Genomic DNA, 19,481 nt, shown 5'->3' on the forward strand with positions numbered 1-19,481 from the left:
TAAGGGGCGCCGTGACCACTGCCGACATCGACCTCCTCCGTCGTCGCTGGGAACTCCCCACCGCTCTGGCGGCGAGTGAGCGGGCCTTGGCCGAGTCCCCGCACGATCCCCAGGCGGTCGTCGCCCACGTGAGGGTCTTGCTCGCGATGAACCGGGAGGATGACGCAGTTGAGCTCACGTCACGGCAGCTAGAGGACCCCTCGATCTCTACCTGGCATCTGGTGGCCTTATCGCAGTCGGGTGCCTACGGGGACGCGATCGCCTTCGGCCTGGAGGCCATCAAACGCTTCCCGGAGCACGCCTTGGCCCGTGTCGCGCTAGGCCGCGCCTACTCCGGTAGCGGCTACGAGGAAGAAGCACTAGAGCTGTATGCCGCCGCGGCAGCCCTGTCGCCATCCGACTGGCGTCCCGCTCGCTGGTACGCACTGGGACTCGCCGACCTCTATCGGTGGTCTGAGGCGGTTATCGCTGGCGAGCGGCTGGTGGCGGAGTATCCGACCGTCGCGAAGTGCCACCACACGCTCGGGCAGATCCACCTCAAGCGTGACGCCCCACAAGAGGCGCTCCCCCACTTCGACGCGGCGATCGAACTCGATCCGGACTTCTCTTACCCCTACCAGTACCGGGGCACGGCGCTGGTCGAGATGTCGCGGTTCACCGAGGCCCAGGAGTGGGAGGCCAGGGCGATCGAGCGGTTCCCGCGCGCGGGGGACCTGCTGGTGTCGGCGGCGTGGACGTTCAGCATCCAGGACCGTGAGGGCGAGGCCGTCGCGTTGGCCGAACGCGCGATCGCGCTCGACCCGCGGTCCAACTGGGCGTTGTGCAGCCTGGCCGACTTCGAGAGCTACCGGCTGCGCCACGAGGCGGCGGCCACCGCGGTGGGCAAGGCGATCGCGCTGCGCCCGCGGGCCGCCTCGGCCCGGCTGACGGCCGCGTGGCTCGCCTTGCGCGACGGTGATGACGACGACGCGGTCACCGCCATCGCCGAAGTCGTGCGGCTGAACACCAGGAACGGCCAGGCGGTGAACTCGCGGATCGCGATCCTGCGGCTGGCGGGCAGACTGGCCGACTCGGTCACCGCGGCGGAGGAGGCGTTGCGGCTGCGACCGCCGAGTCCGTGGACCGCGATCGCCGCGGCGACGACCTTCCAGCAGGCGAAACAGCCGGACCGAGCGCTTGAGGTGCTGGCGAGCGCGCTGGAGACGCACCCGCTGCACTCGAACCTGCTACGGACACGGGTCAGCCACCTGCAGAAGGCAGGGCGCACGGCGGAGGTAGCCGAGGCGGTACAGGTCGCGCTGAGCCGACGTCCGGACGACGTCGAGATCAATGTCGTGGCGGCGGCGCACCACAGCGGCCTCGACGACGAGAGCAAGGCACTGGAACTCGTCGACCGGGCGCTGGCCGTGCGCCCGGATCACGCGAGTGCTCTGGCCGGCCGCGTCGACTATCTGCGCTACCTCTCTCGGTATGGAGATGCCTGTGAGGCTGCCTCGCGCGGTCTCTCTCTTCACCCTGACTCAGCGGCCTTGCAGCTAGCGGCAATCAACGCCTACATGGCGCACGACCGCTATCAGGACGCGTTGGCCCAAGCCGAGAAGGCTTTGGCTGACGACCCGACCAACACATCCTTGTTGGTCAAGCATGTCGACTGTTTGCGCTACCTGTGCCGGTTCGCGGACGCGCACAAGGTGGCTGACGAGGCGCTGGTCGACCAGCCGGACAGCATCACGCTCCGCATGGCCAAGGCCGAGGTGTTCCACTCGGAGGGGCGCTACCCCGAGGCGATCGCCATCGTCACCCGGGTGCGCGCGGACCTGCCCGAGTACACCTGGGCGCTGCGCAGGCACCTCAGCTACCTGGCGAACGCGCACCGCTTCGCCGAGGCGAGGGCGTTGGCCGACGAGGCGGTCGCCGCGCACCCGGACGACGCGAACGTGCTGCTGGGCGTGGCGTGGCTCAGGAGCATGCTCAGCCACGAGGGCGCGGCGGCGGAACTGGGGCGGCGAGCGGTCGCGCTGTCACCGAGCAACCTGTGGGCGCGGCAGAGCCTGATCCAGTTCCTGCGGTACGCGCGGCGGTTCGACGAGGCGCTGGCGACGTGGGAGCCGTTCGGCGGCTCGCCTGACGCCGACGGGCTCGTCACCCGCGCCTGGCTCGCGTCCGACATGGGGGACGACGAGGGCGCGATCGCCTGGTGCGAACAGGCTCTTGGATCCGCACCCCGCTACGTGTGGGCTCTGACTACGCGCGTGTGGCTTCTACACAAGGCGGATCGGCTCGCGGACGCTCAGGCTGCTGCCGCTGCCGCGTTAGCGCTAAGGCCGGACAACGTCGATGTCCACGCAACCGACGCCTGGCTGAGGCTAGAACTGGACGACGCCGAGGGCGCCTTAGTGGCCGCCGACCGGGCGTTGGAGATCAGCCCACGGGACTCGGACGCGGTGGACCACAAGATCCTGGCGCTGTTCCGGCTGCACCGGGTCGAGCAGGCGGAGCGGGTGATCCGGGCCGCGCAGGAGCGGCAGCCGTCGAACCTCGGGCTCCAGTTGGCGCTGGCGAAGGTGCACGAGCATCGGTTGGCGTTCGACGCCGCCGCGCAGTGCACCACCGCGGCGATGCGGGACGTGCCGGACGACCCCGACTGCGGGGTGGCGCTGTCGTCGACCCTGCGGTCGCTGCGGCGGTACGGCGAGGCCGAGCGGGTCACGATGGGCGTGATCAGGACGCACCCGCACCGCAGGGACGCGCGGGCGGAACTGGGGTGGATCCACCACGACGAACGCCGGTCGGCCGACGCGCGGCGGGTGTTCCAGGACCTGCTCGACGACGCCGTGAACGAGCGGGAGCGCCGGTCGGCCCGCTACGGGCTGGGCTGGGTGGCGTTCAGCGCGGGCGACCACGCGACGGCGGAGGCCGAGTTCCGGCTGCTGCCCAAGACGGACTTCGCGTATCGGCTCGCGTTGGCGTGGGCGTTGACCAGGCAGGACGGGGTAAGCCGATGGCGGGAGGGGGAGGCGATCGCGGCGGAACTGGTCAAGCTGCGTGATGACCCGTCGGCGCAAATCTGTCTAGGGGTCGCCGCGTTCCGGCAGGGCCAACTCGCTTCCGCCGAGTACCACTTCAAGCGCGCGTTGGACATCGACCCGTACCACGGCAGCCACGCCGATCTCGGTGCCCTCTATGTCCAGATGGGACGCTATGAAGAGGCTGAGGTAGAGCTGAACCAGGCCATCTCGCGGGATTGGTACGACGCGGCGGCGCATGTGGAGTTGGGCGCGTTGCTGTTGCGCACGGACCGTCTCCCGGAGGCAGAGCGCGAGTTCCGTCAGGCACTCGCCGTTGACCCTGCCTCCGGGGCAGCCGCTATCGGTGCCGCGCAGGCACTAGCGAAAGCGGGTGACGAAGCAGAAGCTGAGTCCACTCTGCGCGCGGCCCTCTTACGCCAAGAGGCCCCGGCCCGCTGGCGCACCAACCTCGCCATAGCCCGCCTCTTAGTCCAACGCGGCGACAAGCAACAGAACGCCGACCTTCACGCCGAGGCATACGCTCACGCCCAAGGCGCCCTCGAGACCGCCCCCGACAAGGAAGCCGACCCGCACTTCGTCGCCGGAGTGGCCCACCACCGCATGGGTTCTCTAGCCGCCGATGCCCGAGGCCGCTTCTGGTATCGCCAACGGGCCCTCTCACACCTACGCGAGTGCCTCAAGCGCGACCCCGGCCACGCTGACGCCCAACGCAACCTCCACCTGCTGGAACGCGAACTCAAGGCGGTAGCCCCAGCGATCTGGGGCGGCTACGCGGTCGCCGTGGTCTCCATCGCGCTGCTGGCCACCCTCTGGATCACCTTCTTCACCACCACCAAGGTCACCGCCGTCATGCTGACCACCACGACACCGATCCTGGTGGGCCTGTTCACCATCGCCGTGCTCCTGCCCTCCCTGATCCGCCTCAAGCTCCCCGGCTTCGAAGCGGACCTGCAGGCAGGCACCGGCCCCATCTCCCCCGGCCCCACCGGCCAGGTCACCTTCGGCCCCGGCCGCTTCACCGTGACCACCGGTCCCACCGGCCAACTCCCCCGCCGGGAGTGAGGACTTCCCGGCCTACTCAGGGCGTGTTGGCCGGGTTGGTCAGGGCGAGGATGCGGGAGCGGATCGCGGGGTCGCCGGTGGCGATGAGGCGCAGGACCGGGGCGGGCAGCGGCCAGCGGAAGATCTCCAGGAAGCTCCAGAGAATGAACCTGGTGCCGATCCAGCGGAAACCGCCCGGTTCGACGGCCACGACGCTCGCGATCCTGGCCGGTGTGCGGAGGGCGAGGTTGAGGGCGAGGAAGCCGCCGCGGGAGAGGCCGACGAGGTGGACCTCGTCGTGGCCGAGGCCCGCGAGCAGGTCGGTGAGCCAGTCGGCCAGGTCGTCGTCGGTCTCCAGGGGGCGGGTCTGGACCGAGTGGCCGAGTTCAGGCGGTGACGTTGCGTGCGGTCGCGGCGGAGGCGGGCATCTCGATGAACCTGGTCCAGTACTACTTCCCGACCAAGGAGGAGATGCTGCGGTTCGGCTGGCAGCGGGTGGCCGAGCTGGGTGGCGAACGCGCTGGCGTCGGCATCGCGCGGGCGCTGGAGACCGGGGACGAGCGGGCGGTGATCAGGGCCTACCTGCTCGGTGTGCTCCCCACGGACGAACGTGGCCGTGTGCTCGGTGCGGTGCAGATCGCGTACTTCGCCGTTGACGTAACCCGCGGCAGTCAGGACCCAGAGCAGGAGGCGCTCGTACCGCATCTGGTGCGCGCGCTCACCGAGCAGCTACAGAAGGCCCAAACGCGCGAACGGGTCCCGGCGAACCTCGACCCCGCGCTGGAGGCCGACGCGCTGGCCACCATGGCCGGTGGGCTGCTCACCGGCATGCTCATCAGGGCCTACGACACCGATCGGGCGACGGCGCTCGTCGAGCACCGGCTGGACCAGCTGTTCGGATCGGATCGGTCCACAACGGTCGGGCGCGGCGGGGGTGCGGCCGGGCAGGGTTGACGGCGGAAGGAGGCCCCGTGATCTCGGCTCTCAACCGGCTCGTCGACCTCGTCGAGGACCATCTCGTCGAGGGCCACCTCGCCGGGGACGGTCTCGTCGGGGAGTTCGACGTGGCCGAGGTGGCGTCGGCGGTGGGCACGACCGAGTACCACCTGCGGCGGATGTTCTCGTCGCTAGCGGGCATGCCGCTCTCGGAGTACGTGCGGCGCCGCCGGATGACGGTGGCGGCCGCCGAGGTCATCCGGGGCTCGGGCGACCTGCTGGGCATCGCGGTCCGGCACGGGTACGGCTCGACCGAGGCGTTCGGGCGCGCGTTCCGGGCGGTCCACGGCGCCACCCCCGGCGAGGTCCGCCGGGACGGGGGTCCCCTCCGCGCACAACCACAGCTCAGGTTCCGCCTGACCGTCGAAGGGAGCTCACCCATGGACACCCGCGTCGTCGACCGCCCCGCGTTCCGCCTCGTCGGGCACGCCGCCCGCGTCCCGCTCATCCACCGGGGCGTCAACCCGCACATCCAGCGGCACATCACCGCCCTGCCTCCGCAGGCCCACGTCCGGCTCAAGTCCCTCGGCGACACCGAACCGGCCGGCCTGCTCCAGGTCACCGACGACATCGACCCCGACAGCGCCGAGGGCACCGAACTGACCTACCTGCACGGCGTCGCCATCACCCAGGACACCCCCACCCCCGACGACCTCGACACCATCGACGTCCACCCGGGCCGATGGGCCGTCTTCCGCTCGGAGGGCCTGTACCCACAAGCCCTGCAGGACACCTGGGCCGCCACCGCCACCGAATGGTTCCCCGCCAACCCCTGGCGCCTCCGCCCCGGCCCCTCCATTCTCACAATCCTCGACCGCGCCGACGACTTCAGCACCGCCACCTGCGAGTTGTGGCTACCGATCGAACCGGCGTAGCAGCCAATTCCTTTGCGTGGCCGTTACCAGGGCATCTAGCGTGGGCCTCTCCGGAGGGCGCGAGAGGTGCCCTGGTCTCGGAAGGCTAAGAGCTGCATGACTTGTCACTTGGTCGCGCTCTGTGTGGACGCTAACGAGCCAGCGGTGGTCGGGCGGTTCTGGGCAGGGGTGCTGGGGTGGGACCTAGTGGACGACCCCCAAGACGGTGTGGCGTTGTTGCCTGCTGATGACAGTGGGTTCCGGATCCGGTTCCTGCCCACGGACACGAAGAAGTCCGGTCAGAATCACGCGCACTTCGATCTGACCAGTGCGTCCCTGGTAGACCAAGAGCGGACCGTCGCGAGGGCGCTGGAGCTCGGCGGTAGGCATATCGACATCGGGCAGCTGCCGGAGGAGGAGCACGTGGTGCTCGCCGATCCCGAGGGCAACGAGTTCTGCGTCATCGAGCCGGGCAACAACTTCCTCGCCGACTGCGGGTTCATCGGCGCGCTGGCCGGGGACGGATCCCAGCGAGTCGGGTACTTCTGGAGCGCGGCGCTGGGGTGGCCGCTGGTGTGGGACCAGGACGAGGAGACCGCGATCCGGGCGCCGCACGGCGGTCCGAAGTTCACCTGGGGCGGTCCGCCGCTGATGCCCAAGGTCGGCAAGAGCAGGCTGCACCTCGACATCGCCCCACCCGCGGGCGGCGACCAGGCAGCGGAGGTCGAGCGACTGGTGTCACTCGGGGCGCGCCGAGCGAACATCGGGCAGGGCGACGTGGACTGGGTGGTCATGGTCGACCCGGATGGCCGCGAGTTCTGCGTGCTGACGCCCCGCTAGCGCGTCCAGACGACCGTCAATTGCCCCACCGGTCCGAGATTTACCCGCGGCGAACAGAAGCTGTGGGGTACGGGTCAAGACCGCCTCGGTGATGCGCGGAAGAAGCTGCCGCCTCCACGCGGCCATTAGCTCATACGGCCGAAGACACCGCCCACAGGTGGGTGCTAACGTCGAATAGTCGAGATAACACTAATTCCTGGGGGAAGTATGTTGTCGCGGATGTTCCGCATTCTCTGTGTTGCCCTGGTCGCGGTCGCCACCATGGTGGTCGGCAGTGCGCTGCCCGCGGGCGCCGCACCAGGTCAGGACGCGCTGCAGGCACGTGCCAACCGCTACCTGGCCGAGTTCCCGGGCAGCGTGCAGACCTCACCGACCACGATCCGCATCCCCGGTGGCGAGCTCCGCCTCGGCACCGGGGAGACCAGGGCGCCGAAGCCGTGCTCGTTCGACTGGCTCTGCCTGTGGGCCTACGACAGCAACGACTCGGTCGCCTACTACTACTGCGGCACCTACGCCCTGCCGAACTGGGTCGGCAATGGCGCACTCGAGAACAACCAATCGACTGGCACCATCTCGCGTTTCAAGAACAGCAGCCAACAAACGCTCTGGACTTCCACCGCCTACGATTTCCTGCCGAGCGTGAACTGGACGCCGGTCTGGTACGTCACCCCCTGCTGAGGTCCGGCGCGGCGCCCGGCTGATCCAGTGCGCCGGGCGCCGCGGCGCCGGAACACGCGGGTGGTCCGGAACCGTTCGCGAGCTCTCGGTAGAGCGGGCGCGGTCGAGGAGTGGCTCACCGGCACGGCCCTGCCGCCGCGATAGGACCAGTGCGTGGTCGGATCGCGCTCCAGGCATGATCATCTCGCGGCGGCGTGTCGCACTTCCAGCGGGTGGGATCGGTCAAGAGAGCGTCTTGACCACGCTTCTACGGGACTCATCCCCAGTTCGAACGCAAGGCAGTCTGCCGCACGCCCGCTGAGTGACCGATCCGAGGCATCTCGGCGGTGGTCACGGTGAGTGATATTGACGAGTTCGGTCGGAGTGCTCCGTTCCGTCTTGTCAGGCCTCCAGGCGATCCCGAGCCGACGCGATCCGGACAGGCAGCCCCCCAGCGGCCAACTCATCTGGGAAGACCTCGCGTTCTCGACCTTCGGCGCACGGCGGCGCCGGCTGTCGGTCACGCCCCGATCGAGCGGGCCCGGCCGGTAAACCTGTACGCGATCGCGGCGTTCGACGAGTCGGGGCGCCTCGCGGAGCGGCGCCTCATGCGCGCACTCGGTTGGGGCGCGGGCACGCGGGTGAAGGTCTGTGGTGGCAACGGCGTCGCGATTGTCGAGAAGTCGGCGGTGGGGACGACAACGCTGACGTGCAGGGCGATGGTTGCCATCCCCGCACGCATCCGCAGGCGATGCGGTTTCCTCGACTGCGAGCAGGTGCTGTTGGTCGTCGAACCGCACGTGCAGGTCCTGGGTGTCTTCGGACTCGGGATACTGGAGCAGGCGTTGCCGGATGCCCGGGACCTCGTGGCCCTCCACACCTCGCAAGGCACCGATAGCGAGGCCCCGTCGTGGGGTGGGGGTGAGTAGCCGCGACGACGTCGGCATGGTGCTGGAGCTGATGGAGCGGGTGGGTGTCAGCACCCAGGACCTGGTCGACGACGACCGATCGTCTCGAGTCATCCCGACTTTCGCTGAGGTCATGCCGGCGGTGAGGCAAGCAGCGTCGGAGGCGCATCTCACTGCCTACCGCAGCTACTGGAACAGAGTGCAGGCGATGTGGGGTGAGCTCCGCCTCCACGAGGTCAGCCCGAATCAGGTGCGGGAGTTGCTGGCCCACACCCAGACCACCGCTCAGGTCAGACGAACCTCCAGCGATCCAGGGGCTAGTGCCGCGATCAACATGTTCGGGGCGCTTCGATTCGTCTTCAACTACGCCGTCGGGGCGACACACCTGCGTGGCGAGCAGAACCCCATGAACCACGTCACCAAACCGCGTAAACCCGAGCCTGACAGGTACGCGATCCGACCTGAGCTATGGGAGCGAATCCAGCACGTCGCGGGCGAGATGGGATACGACCCGGACCTCTATCAGCTCATCCTGCGGTTGGCCTTGGAGAGCGCGGCCCGCAGCGGCGGGATGATCAGTATCAGACTGGGCGATGTCGACGAGAAGCAGGCCGTGGTCCTGCTGCGGGAGAAGGGTGGGACGCAACGCTGGCAACCGGTGACACCGACTCTGGCGAGGTGGATGGTGCGCCACGCCCGCGAACGCGGAGCGTCCGATCCGGATGATTTCGTGCTGCGGCGCTTCACCGGTCTGCCTGTGTCGTATCGAGACTTCGCTTCGATGTGGCAGGGTATCGGCAAGCAGGTGCCCGTGGTGGCGAAGTTGGGAATCACCAACCACTGGATCCGTCACACGACTCTCACCTGGGTCGAGCGCAACTTCGGGTTGTCGGTGGCGCGGGCATATGCCGGTCATTCCACGCGAGCGCTCTACCGCGAAGGTATTACCGCAAACTATACGAAGGCCGATATCTGGGAGATCGCCGCGGCGCTGGAGGCGCTGACGGGCGAGGATCACCCGTTCGTGTCCGGATCCGCGGCAGCGGGAGGCATCGTGCTGACCCCTATGCTGCCGCGACGAAACGGCAGGTCCACACTGGCTTCCACGGTGACGAACGGATGGCCGCACGCTATCGCCGCCGCTCGTCAGTACATCGCAGCTCACGGCGATCTCCGAGTGCCCCGAACCTATGCCAGTCCGGGCCCCGAGGGATTCCGCTTGGGAGAGTGGGTTTTCAATCGACGCAGCGACTACCGGGCTGGCGAACTGTTGCCCGATCGGATCGCCGAGTTGGAGTCAATCGGAATGATCTGGCACCCTCGGAAGGTTGCCTGGGCCAAGAGGTACGAGGTTGCGGAGCGATATTTCCGTGATCGCGGCACGTTGAAGATGTCGAGGTCGTACGTTGATCCGATGACCGGGATCAAGCTTGGGTTGTGGGTCTTTCACCAACGCCACCGGTACCGACGTCACTTGCGTGGCGAGGTGTCACCGTCATCGGGCGTGATCACAATGGAAGAGATCGAGCTGCTGAACCAGATCGGCATGGTGTGGCGGTAGAGCCAATCAGGTTTGCGGGGCGGTCCACTTTCAGCCGGGCCGCCTCACAAACAGGGCCTACCGACGATGATCGGACACGTTGTACGTACCCTCACCTGGCACAGCCCACCCTCGGCGCGGCGATCAGCGACCCGGCCGTCGCTACTCCCGCGCCCGCTCCACCGGCACCACCAACCAGGTGCCCCTCGGTGGCGTGCAAGCCTCCACCTACGACCTCGTGCGGGGCGTCGTGCTGGCGACCGCGCTGCCCGCCGCGCACACCCTGATCGCTCAGGGTGCCCGGTTCGTCGCCCCGCCGACCCCGGCCACCGCCCCGCCCCAACCCGGCCCGGCCTGGACCGGCCATGGCAAACCGCCGGACGCACCCGCACCTGGCGGATCGTGCTTATCGACCCCGTCAAGTGATGTCCGGCTGGGCCAGCCTCGTCGCACTTGTGGCCCTCAGGTCGTGAGTGCGGCCTGGAGCTCGGCGCGGGTCAGTACGGTGCCATTAGGCATCTTCCTACGGAACAAGGTGATCAGGCCATCGTCGGCCGGGTCGTCGAGGCGGGCGCCGCGAGCGGTGATGTCGGTGAGCAGGGCCGTGATCAGGGCGGCTAGGACACGGGGGCCGCTTCCGCTGTAACCCCAGTTCAGGCCGTAGTAGGCGTCCTGGGGTGCCGGGTAGAGCACGCCGTTGTCGGTGCGGACCCAGATCGGGCCGTCGAGGATCAGCTCGGCCAGGGGATTCGTGGTGGGCAGCCGGTGAGTGGCGAACGCGCGGATCTCCTCGAACTCCTTGTACTCCTCGACGGGGACCGCGACGGGGATGTCGGTGCGCGGGTCGATCATCGCCGTGGTGCGCCGGTGGGGGTCGAGGCCGTGGTAGAGGGCACGGGGTGGTGCGGGTTCGAGCCGTGCGAGGAACTCCGCGCCGTAAGGGTTGGCGGGGATGGTGATGGTGTGGGCGTGTGCCCAGTCCTTGCCGCCACCTGAGGCGAGCATCACCTCGACGCACTCCTGGGCGAGGCGGTCCTCGCGGTGCAGGACCTCGCGCCACCCGGCGCGGCGGATGGTCTCGTCCAGGACCGGTTCGTCGCGGGCGGGGTTGGGCGCGGCCTCGGCGGCGAGCATGATGTGCTCGCCGCTGAGGCTTTCATCGGCCAGGCGCTCAGCCAGGATGGGCAGGTCGGTGCAGTCGCCGGCGTCCCCGCGGTTGGCGATCACGCGGGCGGAGTGGATCAGCGCGCGGTGCGCGACGTGGTCGTCGGGGTAGAGCAGCGCCATGCGCGTGAGCGGGGTGATGTCGAGGCCGAGCACCCCGACGTGACGGACCACGGGGTCGCCCGGGGTCCAGCCATGGATGAGGTCGGGGTGGCGCAGCCGGCTCGGCCAGAACGGCACCGGGCGACCAAGCACCCGCGCCAGGCGCGACCACTCGATCTCGGTCGCCTCGAGCTGCCGTTCGTCGCCCGTACGCGCCCACAGGCTGGGCCCGTAGGCGCCCCAGTCCCACCCGGCGACCACGAAGGCGTCCGCGTCCGGGGCCCACTCCGCCATCTCGCCATCGCGGACACGCCCTCGCGCGGTCTCCCAGACCACCACGATCACGCCCGGCCCGGTCCTCCACCGGTGTAGCACCGCCGACGGCCCGGCGGCCAGCGCGTCCCGGCGCACCACCTCGGCGCCCAGGTACGCGGCGGGCTCGGTCGCGTCGGGCCACCACTCCACCAACAGCCCACGCGCGGGCAGGTAGCCGGTCTCGGCCAACCATGCGCGGATCTGATCGTGGGACCACCACGTCCCCTCCGCGTCGGTCCCGATCGGCGCGGGCAGACCAAGCCGCCGCGTCAACCTGTCCAGGTCGCGGTCCTTGACCCGTAGCAGCGCCGCCAGCTCGGCCCGGTTGATCTTGTTCACGTACTGGATGGATGTCATCCCAGAACCCCCTCTATCAGCGTGCACACCGCCTACGACTATCACGGAACGAACACAACACCACACTGACGGTTCATGTTTGGAAGCGGGCCTGCCGACACCCGGCGGAGATCCTCGTCGTTGCTTGGCCGTTCCCTGTTGAGTGATCGTCACTCGACCGTGGGGCGTCGACGCGCACCCACCCGCCGGCGTGGGGGTGCTGTGGGTGAGCGGTCGGATCCCGGGGCGGTGAGAAGTCGGTTCGTCCGGTTAGGCGCAGCGCCACTCGCCGGTCGTGACCTCGCGCCGCCGCTCACTGGAGGACACCGCCACGTTCCAGCGCGCCGACCACGGTCAGGTGAACTCGAGGAGGCGTCGAGAGGGTGCGCTGCCTCGGCGGACCCGTTTCGAGACAACCCTCATAGCCTGTGCAGCGCCGCAACGCCCATAGACGATGGGTCGGGGCGGCTGATCAGAGCACGCTTGGCCACGGCGCGACGGCGCCCTCGGGACCCACAGATCGCAGCCGGTTGGGACGCACGTCACCTCGGCGGGGTGAGAGGATGCCCCATCAGCGGACCGTGTGTTCACTCGGGTCCGGTTACAGCGGGTCGAGCGCGGCCGGACACGAGTCGGTGATCGGTGGCCCGGTAGGGCCGCCATGTCTGTCATGTCGGCCACCGGCCACGTCGTATGACGGCCGTGTAGCCGTCTTCTTCGTAGAGGTCGAGGTCGGTATTCCTGCCGGTGAACTGGCTCGTCCTCCTAGGCGTCAGCAGCCCTACGGCGAGCAGCGCGAGTCGGTTTTGTGGTGTGAGCTTTCTCGAAGGCATCGATGATCGCGGTCGGGATACGGCCACGATCAGAGACGTCGTGGCCGCACCGCCTAGCCCACTCGCGGATCGCCGCAGTCTGTTCCCGGCCACGCCCCTCGCTGGTCGGCTTGGCAGAAGTTGCGGAGCTTCGCTTCACTCGCCCGCCGGTTCGACGTGCGGTGGACACGAAGCCAGCGAACTGCTCGCGGAGACGCTCCGCATTGCGACCGTTCAAATCGATCTCATAGCGCACACCGTCGAGCCCGAATTCGACAGTGGTGACATCTTCACTGGCCAGGTTATCGAGGTCATCGACAAGCTGGATGATGGTCTTCTGGGCCACACCACACCTCACAGCGCTCAAGCGGACTTGGTTGAATCTAGCAAGGGGGTACGCCAATCTGTGACATGCCACGCGGCCGAGAAGCGAGCACTGTCGTCCGCTGGCTGACGCCTGCTACTCGTCTGGTTAGGTAGCGCCCCCGGCACACGCTTGCTCTACTGACGTTCTGGGCTACATCTGTCACGTGCAGCAAGATTGGGATCGAGCCAAGCCAGTCATACCGTACCTGTGTGTGTCGCGTTGAGGCCGCGGTCTTGGATATCCTCAGGCGACGGTCGATGCGGGATCGAGCCCGGTTGGCGCTGCGGGTGGTGTGGCCATGCCGACTCGCCCCAAGGCTCGGGCCTGGGTCGCTGCGAGAGGGTGGGATTCTCTTGTGAGCGTGGCGAGGGCGGTTGCGACGTCGTAGAGGTCAGCTTTGACATATGTTGCTGTGATGCCGAAGCGGTTGTTCGAGGCGGTACCGTGTCCGGCATAGGCGCGGGCGACGCCGTAGCCGAACGCTCGCTCGACCCAGGTGAGGGTGGTGTGGCGAAGCCAGTGTGCCGTGATGCCTTGGGTTCTGACGGGTTCGATGTAGTCGCCGAGGCGTGCCCAGAGGTGGTCATAGCGGCGTCCGGTGACGGGTCGACCGTTAAGGTATCGCAACACCGTGTCGTTCCCATGCTCGGCCCCTCGGCGTCGTGCGTGGGCTACGAGCGCTGTCATGAGGGTTGGCGAGACGGGTTGCCATCGGCTCCGGTTGCCCTTCTCCCGCAGGAGCGCGAGTGACTGTGCGGTGTCGAGGTCCTGGAGCCGCAGGGCCAACCCGCCGCCGCGTCGTGCAGCGGTCTCGAGGTGGAAACGGATAAGGAGTGAGTCGAGTTCGGGGTCATGGCCGGTCGTGGCCGCGACGTCGACGATGTCGTCGACTAGGGCAGGATCGAGGGCGCGGCGCAGTGAGGCAAGTCGCAGTGGCTTGTCGATCGAGCTGGTCGGATCGTCCCAGGGGTGAATGATGCGTTCGGCGATGCCGTATCGGTAAAGGCAGCGTAGTGCGTGGTAGCCGTGTTCCGCGGCGCTGTGTCCGCCTCGCGAGGATTTCCTGACTTGGGCAGTCTCCCTGGTGTGGTTGATGAACCACCGGACGTCTCCGGGTGTGATGGTGTGGGCTTCACGCTCGGGCCAGGCTCTCAGCGCCTTGTTCCAGTAAGGATTGAGCAGCTTTCGTGTGGGATCGGGGACGACGTCCGACACCCTAGGTACCAAGGCGTTGAGGGTCAGCGTGGTGGCGCGGTCGCGTTGTTGTATGAGGTCTTGCGGAGTTACGCCGAGGCGTTCGAGTATGAGCCGTGCGGCGGCTGCGTCTTCGATCTTCATTGGGTCCGGCTGCGCCGGCTGATGGCGAGGTCGGCGTGGAAGGTACGGACCATGTGGGCCAGATTCGCCATGGGATGGACCACCAGGCTGCTGTAGTCGGCGATGGCGATCATGAGCACGCGGTCGCCGGCGGCCACACGGCACTGCCGCAGGGTGGTGGCGGGAAGCGGGAGGCGCATCCTGGGGTCCAGCGACAAGGGCCCTGCTTGATCGCGGACGAACTGGACGCACGATCCTCCGAGTAGCGAGCTGAGCGGCTCGCCGGGAGCCCAGCCGAGGTAGCGGAACAGCGCACTTTGGGCGAGCCGTCCGCTGGGGTCGATCAGCGAGATCGCGAACCTCTGCGACCCGGTTCCCAACGCGACGCGCAGGTCGCCTAGGTCGACTCGTGGTATGCGTGTCTTGGCGGTGGGGACCTCGGGCAGGGTGAGTGCCTGCACGATGCGCATGTCGGACACCTGGGCTTGTTCAACCTGGCGTTGCGGCATCCGGTGTGGGCGCGGTCTCCTGGTCACCCTACTCCTCGCAAATGATCGTGGTGCATATGTCGTCGGGTTGCCCTCGGTTGAGGGTGGCTTCTTTCTCTTGGCGACCTTGTCACACGATCAACTTTGCGCCTATTCGCAAAAATTGCGTAGTCGTGGAACGCAAGTCGGTGACGGCTTAGTACTCGCTTGACCAGTGCTTGCGTCGAGCAGGTGGGTACCTTCTATGAGCGGGAGCCGTCTGCGCAGGTCAGCGACACGAGTTTGCCGTGACTGGGGCACGTCGTGTTGATGGTCAGGCGGTTGGTACGGGGTTCTTGGAAGTATCTCGCCGACGGTCTAAGTAGGGAGCAATGTCTTCTAAGTAGGTTGCCGCAAGTGGAGATCAGCGACAGGTAGGAGATTTCGGGAAATTACGGATAGACCGCCGGCGTTTGGCGCGGTTATGGTCAGCCCGCGTGAATCGCGTGGAGGTGGACGCAAGCAGCTGTGTGCGTTGGTCGGCCGGGGGAAGGGGATGTGCACGAACACCATCGCGGTAGCAGCTGTGACTGCCACGGACAAGCTCGCCGATGCGGAGGCTGCGTTGCAGCGCATGACCTGCTCGAGGTGTTGACGTGGTTGACACCGTCGCCACGTCGCCTGGGCGCGGAGACCAGCACGGATCGCGTGACGTCTCCGTAGGCGAGCTGACAGCCCGGGCAGGGGAACAGGTCGATCTTTCGCCTGAGCTCCAGATGGTCAGCGACATGGAGCCGATCCGGAAGGCGAGGGCTGGCGCGCGGGTATGCCCGTGATGCACCCGCGCCACATCAGCGCGCCAGTCCACGCCTTGGTCCACTCACAGGGTGCATGCGTTCTCGGCCGCCAGGCGGCGCATCCCCTGCATTGACATGGAGTAACGGCATGGCGCGAACACAGGTGCTCGCGTGTGCCGAAAGCCGTGAGTGAGAAGGAAGGTATGTCGCACCATCACACGCCGGTCTGGCGATACACCGAGAACGGGCCGACGATCAGGGTCGGCCATCGCGCCGACCCGGTGCCCGAACCGCTCTGGGCTCGGCTGGTCGACCCCAGTGGCGCCGGTGTCTCCGCGGACCCCGCCAAGGACTTAATGGTATTGGAGGCATGCCTGCGGCGAGTCATCGCAGAACTGGTCGACAAGGTCGGGACCGCCGACCGCGATGTTGTCGTCGCGCGCGCCGAAGTCGAGGACTCGGCCGCGCCGCGACGTCTGTTCAGGACGGTTCGACGACGTCTCCCCCGTGCGAATCTGACCTCGGCGCTGCAGCGGCACACCGCCACAGTTGCGCTCTTGCAGGAAGCTCGCGGTGTGCAGAGGGCGCTGCGACAGTTCGTCATCGACTTGGACCTGCCGTCGGGCCTGCTGGCTGAAGCCGCCGTCGGATGGCGGCGCGGCGACGGGGTGCCGTCCGGTGTGGTCGTGTTCGAGGATGAGGATTCCTTCTTGACTGTCGACACGCGCAGGGCTTGCAGCGACTGGGGTTTCGCGGGCGCGGCCGCGGATATCTATGGCAGGCAATGGCGCCGGGACAGCGATGACGACCCGTTCGCCGATCCGCCTGGTCATGGCGGAACCTGGACTCTCGGGCACATCCCGCGCACAGGGGAGATCTATGCCGCCCGATACGGCGACCATCGGCAGGTGTGGTTGCTGGGCCGGGGCTTCATGGCCGACCGTGCCCGTCCGTTACTCACCGGTCTCGAATCGAGGATGCGCGAGCCGAACTCGATCGTGTTCGCGGCGGACACCGTACACGCGGCACGATTGCAACCTGCGTCCTTGCAGGATCGGGGGTCGGATGCCTCGGTCGACGATGGATCCACCGGAGACGATCCGGGGAACCCTGGCCCGACCTCCCGGGCGGTGGACGTCGATCGGCACGACGCGGAGGCCGCCGGGTGAACCGCTTCGCACGTCGTGGTGGGCTGTCGGTTCACGCGTGTTCGCTCAGCTCGGTGGCTGCTCATGCCCGTCAGCACTCTCGTCTCCTCAACAGGCGTTGCCGAGGTGCGACAGCACCGTCGACCCAGTGGCGTTTCCTGCGCTGCATCAGCGCGCCGATCGGGTCGGGTGGGGGGCCAGGCGGCCGGGTCGGTTTCGCGGCCGGATGTGTGTTGTTGGATTTCCGTGGCCGCTGATCCTTCCAGTTCATCAGAGCCCGTCCAGCTGGCGACGGTCACGGCGAGGACGCGGGTGACCGACCGGCTGCGCGGTAACTCAGGCGTTCACCGGCTTCGTACCGCTGGCGAGAGCGGCCGTGGGCGGGTGCGGGTCTTCGTCACCGAGAGGATCGTCGTAGTGAAGTATCAGTGACGGTTCCCGACTATCGATAATCGCTCCTTGGACCCGGATTCTCCGCCGATGACCGGGCGCGAAGCCATGCCCGGAAATAGGAACATGCCCCCGAACCCGGGAATAGGCAAGAACCTGGAACTAGCAGTTGACATTGCACTCGACGACATTGCACAGTGGATATCGACGGGCAGATAGCCTGTTCAACGGGCCAGCGAGACAACGCAGGCGACGCCAGGTCGACACGGCCGCGACGGCATGAATGACGCTCCCGAACGCTCCATACTTCGGGCGTTTCCCGCTTCTATCACTGATTGATAAATGGGCGGCCGTGCGAGGTCAGATCTGAACTTTCAGTAGAGCTACGAGTTTGGGGGTTTCATGACAGCACGACCAACCCGCGCATCGGCGTTACTCGTCGGGTGTGTGGCGCTGGCCGGGATCGCGGGCGCGGTGCCCGCGTCCGCGCAGACGTCGGCGGGCGGTTCGGAGGTGAGCGTCGTCGAGGGGACCGCCCCGGCGTGGGCCACCCCTTCGGCACGCGTCGGTGCCCTTGACCTCGGCCAGGTCCGTCGCGTGCAGGTGGCGGTGGCGTTGAAGGATCCGCGGGGCGCGCGGGAGTTGGCCGCGGCGGTGTCGCGGCCGGGCGACCCGCGGCACGGCCGGTTCTGGACCGCGGCGCAGTTCACCGCCCGGTTCGCCCCGGAGCAGGACACGGTCGACGGTGTCACTGGCTGGCTGCGGGGGCAAGGATTGAAGGTCACCAGTGTCTCGGCGAACAGGCACTTCATCGACGTGGAGGGGTCGGTCGGTCGGCTGCAGAACGCTTTTCGGGTGACGCTGTCGACCTACCGGCACACCGCCCGAGGCAAGAGCGTCATCTTGGTGGCGCCGGATCGCGCCGTTTCCGTGCCTCGGGCGCTGCGTGGTGCGGTGGCCGCGGTGGTGGGCCTGGACGACTCGGGTTTGACGATCGCCCCCGACCGTGTTCGGCGCACGCCCCACGGTGGTGGGCCTGGGAGCGCCTCGGGTGTGGCGGGAGACGGGCTCGGGTGTGCGCGTTACTGGGCCGAGACGAACAACGCGGCCGTGCCGCAGAAGTTCGCGGCCGGACGGCAGTCCAACTCGATCTGTGGTTACAACACCGGGCAGGTACGGGGCATCTATGGTCTGAACAGCGCCAACACCGGCGCCGGGACGACTGTGGCGATCGTGGGCGCCTACAACCACGCTGGGACGGAGGCCGACAGCAACCGTGCTGCCGACACCTTCGGGTCTCCTCGGTTGGGCGCGGGGCAGTACAGGGCGGTGCTCCCACCGACCTTCACCGACCAGAACACGTGTGCGCCGCAGGCGTGGTACGGGGAGCAGGCGCTGGACGTGCAGGCGGTGCACACGGTGGCCCCGGCGGCGCGGATCGTCTACTACGGGGCGAGCAGTTGCTACACGCTGCTCGACGCGGTGAACCGTGCGGTGCAGGACAACGTGGCGTCGGTCATCAGCAACTCGTGGGGTTACACGGGAGAGTCCGCGGTGCCCACGGCGACACGGCAGCAGATGGACTCGATCGTGCTGCAGGCGGCTATTCAGGGGCAGGCCATCGTGTTCTCCAGCGGCGACGCCGGGGACAACTCCGGCGGCTCGTCTCTCGGCCGGGTCGAAGCCGACTTCCCCGCATCCCACCCCTGGGTGACCGCCGTGGGTGGCACGTCGGTCGCGGTCGGCGCGGACAACCAGGTGGTGTTCCAGTCCGGGTGGGAGTCCGGCGGCTACACCCGGTCCGGCGCAGGGTGGGTGGCGCAGTCCGACGCGGACGGGCGTTTCGCCGGTGGTGCGGGCGGGGGACGCAGCCAGCTGTTCGCCCAGCCGGACTACCAGAAGGGCGTCGTGCCGGACGCGGTCGCGCAGGGGCGGCGGGCGATCCCGGACATCGCCGCGCTCGCCGACGCCTATACCGGGATCGGGGTGGGCTACACGGTGCCCGGGCAGGGCTGGGCGATCTTCGCCTCGGGTGGTACCTCGGCCGCCGCGCCGTTGGTGGCCGGGTTGGTCGCCGACGCCCAGCAGGCGCAGGGCGTGGCGAGGATGGGGTTCCTCAACGCCGCGCTTTACCGGCTCAAGACCGGCATCAGCGATGTCCGCCCTGTTCAGGCGGGTGTGTGGACGCCCTACATGGTCGGCTACGGCAAGGTGACCGTCCCGGCGCAGGCCGGGTCCTACCTGGTCGAGGTCGATGCGCGCCCCCAGTCGCTTCAGAGCTCCGCAGGTTGGGACGCGGTGACCGGTGTGGGCACCCCGGCCGCCGGTTTCCTCACCGCCCTGGGCAAGTAGACCCACCGATCTAGTCCACACAGGACTCCTTCGGTGCGCTGTGTCGCCC

Annotated in this window: 14 protein-coding genes; 9 read left to right on the forward strand and 5 right to left on the reverse strand. The window is 68.0% G+C overall.

All coding sequences use genetic code 11. The features are described 5' to 3' along the window. The first annotated feature begins 11 nt into the window (after positions 1-11). A complete protein-coding gene (locus CLV68_RS21965) occupies positions 12-4,091 on the forward strand; it encodes a tetratricopeptide repeat protein (protein WP_147460103.1) in 4,080 nt (1,359 codons plus the stop codon). A 16-nt stretch (positions 4,092-4,107) separates the two neighbouring features. On the opposite strand, the gene CLV68_RS35915 is transcribed toward CLV68_RS21965, so the two are convergent. Continuing rightward, positions 4,108-4,428 (reverse strand): alpha/beta fold hydrolase, encoded by a 321-nt coding sequence (locus CLV68_RS35915; RefSeq protein ID WP_342772800.1) that lies wholly within the window; start codon positions 4,426-4,428, stop codon positions 4,108-4,110. 35 nt (positions 4,429-4,463) lie between these two features. Between CLV68_RS35915 and CLV68_RS21975 the strand changes: the two genes are divergently transcribed. The 6 genes from CLV68_RS21975 to CLV68_RS22000 all read left to right on the forward strand — a co-directional run bounded on the left by CLV68_RS21975 (position 4,464) and on the right by CLV68_RS22000 (position 9,886). Then, the gene (locus CLV68_RS21975; RefSeq protein ID WP_246010038.1) at positions 4,464-5,024 is read left to right on the forward strand and encodes a TetR family transcriptional regulator C-terminal domain-containing protein; all 561 of its coding nucleotides are present in this window, start codon (positions 4,464-4,466) and stop codon (positions 5,022-5,024) included. A gap of 17 nt (positions 5,025-5,041) precedes the next feature. Further along, a complete protein-coding gene (locus tag CLV68_RS21980) occupies positions 5,042-5,941 on the forward strand; it encodes an AraC family transcriptional regulator (RefSeq protein WP_121392775.1) in 900 nt (299 codons plus the stop codon). Positions 5,942-6,037: 96 nt separating this feature from the next. Continuing rightward, complete coding sequence (locus CLV68_RS21985; RefSeq protein WP_121392776.1) at positions 6,038-6,760, forward strand: VOC family protein; 723 nt, start codon at positions 6,038-6,040, stop codon at positions 6,758-6,760. Between the two features lie 219 nt (positions 6,761-6,979). After that, on the forward strand, positions 6,980-7,438 hold the full coding sequence (locus tag CLV68_RS21990; RefSeq protein WP_121392777.1) for a hypothetical protein: 459 nt from the start codon (positions 6,980-6,982) through the stop codon (positions 7,436-7,438). A gap of 587 nt (positions 7,439-8,025) precedes the next feature. Continuing rightward, entirely contained in the window at positions 8,026-8,346 is a 321-nt protein-coding gene (locus tag CLV68_RS33460) for a hypothetical protein (protein WP_147460104.1), read from the forward strand. Continuing rightward, positions 8,339-9,886 carry a Helicase associated domain protein gene (locus CLV68_RS22000; protein ID WP_170224515.1) on the forward strand — a complete coding sequence of 516 codons (1,548 nt, stop codon included), beginning with the start codon at positions 8,339-8,341 and terminating at the stop codon, positions 9,884-9,886. Before CLV68_RS33460 ends, CLV68_RS22000 begins: the two co-directional genes overlap by 8 nt. Before the next feature lie 441 nt (positions 9,887-10,327). Here CLV68_RS22000 and CLV68_RS22005 read toward each other — a convergent pair whose 3' ends face one another. The 4 genes from CLV68_RS22005 to CLV68_RS22020 form a co-directional block, all read right to left on the reverse strand. Continuing rightward, a complete protein-coding gene (locus tag CLV68_RS22005; protein ID WP_147460105.1) occupies positions 10,328-11,803 on the reverse strand; it encodes a hypothetical protein in 1,476 nt (491 codons plus the stop codon). A 744-nt stretch (positions 11,804-12,547) separates the two neighbouring features. Further along, positions 12,548-12,940 carry a histone-like nucleoid-structuring protein Lsr2 gene (locus CLV68_RS22010; RefSeq protein ID WP_121392781.1) on the reverse strand — a complete coding sequence of 131 codons (393 nt, stop codon included), beginning with the start codon at positions 12,938-12,940 and terminating at the stop codon, positions 12,548-12,550. A 264-nt stretch (positions 12,941-13,204) separates the two neighbouring features. Then, positions 13,205-14,299, reverse strand: coding sequence for a tyrosine-type recombinase/integrase (locus CLV68_RS22015; protein WP_121392782.1), 1,095 nt, complete (start codon positions 14,297-14,299; stop codon positions 13,205-13,207). Continuing rightward, positions 14,296-14,748, reverse strand: coding sequence for a hypothetical protein (locus CLV68_RS22020; RefSeq protein ID WP_147460106.1), 453 nt, complete (start codon positions 14,746-14,748; stop codon positions 14,296-14,298). The genes CLV68_RS22015 and CLV68_RS22020 overlap by 4 nt, the downstream gene beginning before the upstream one ends. Positions 14,749-15,715: 967 nt before the next feature. On the opposite strand from CLV68_RS22020, the gene CLV68_RS22025 reads away from it, so the two are divergent. Both CLV68_RS22025 and CLV68_RS22030 read left to right on the forward strand, forming a co-directional pair. Next, positions 15,716-16,711: a hypothetical protein gene (locus CLV68_RS22025; RefSeq protein ID WP_147460107.1), complete on the forward strand. Its 996-nt coding sequence runs from the start codon at positions 15,716-15,718 to the stop codon at positions 16,709-16,711. Positions 16,712-17,482: 771 nt separating this feature from the next. Next, entirely contained in the window at positions 17,483-19,432 is a 1,950-nt protein-coding gene (locus CLV68_RS22030; protein WP_170224516.1) for a S53 family peptidase, read from the forward strand. The last annotated feature ends 49 nt before the right edge of the window (positions 19,433-19,481 follow it).

It is taken from the genome of Actinokineospora cianjurensis, assembly GCF_003663795.1.
Lineage (GTDB): Bacteria > Actinomycetota > Actinomycetes > Mycobacteriales > Pseudonocardiaceae > Actinokineospora > Actinokineospora terrae.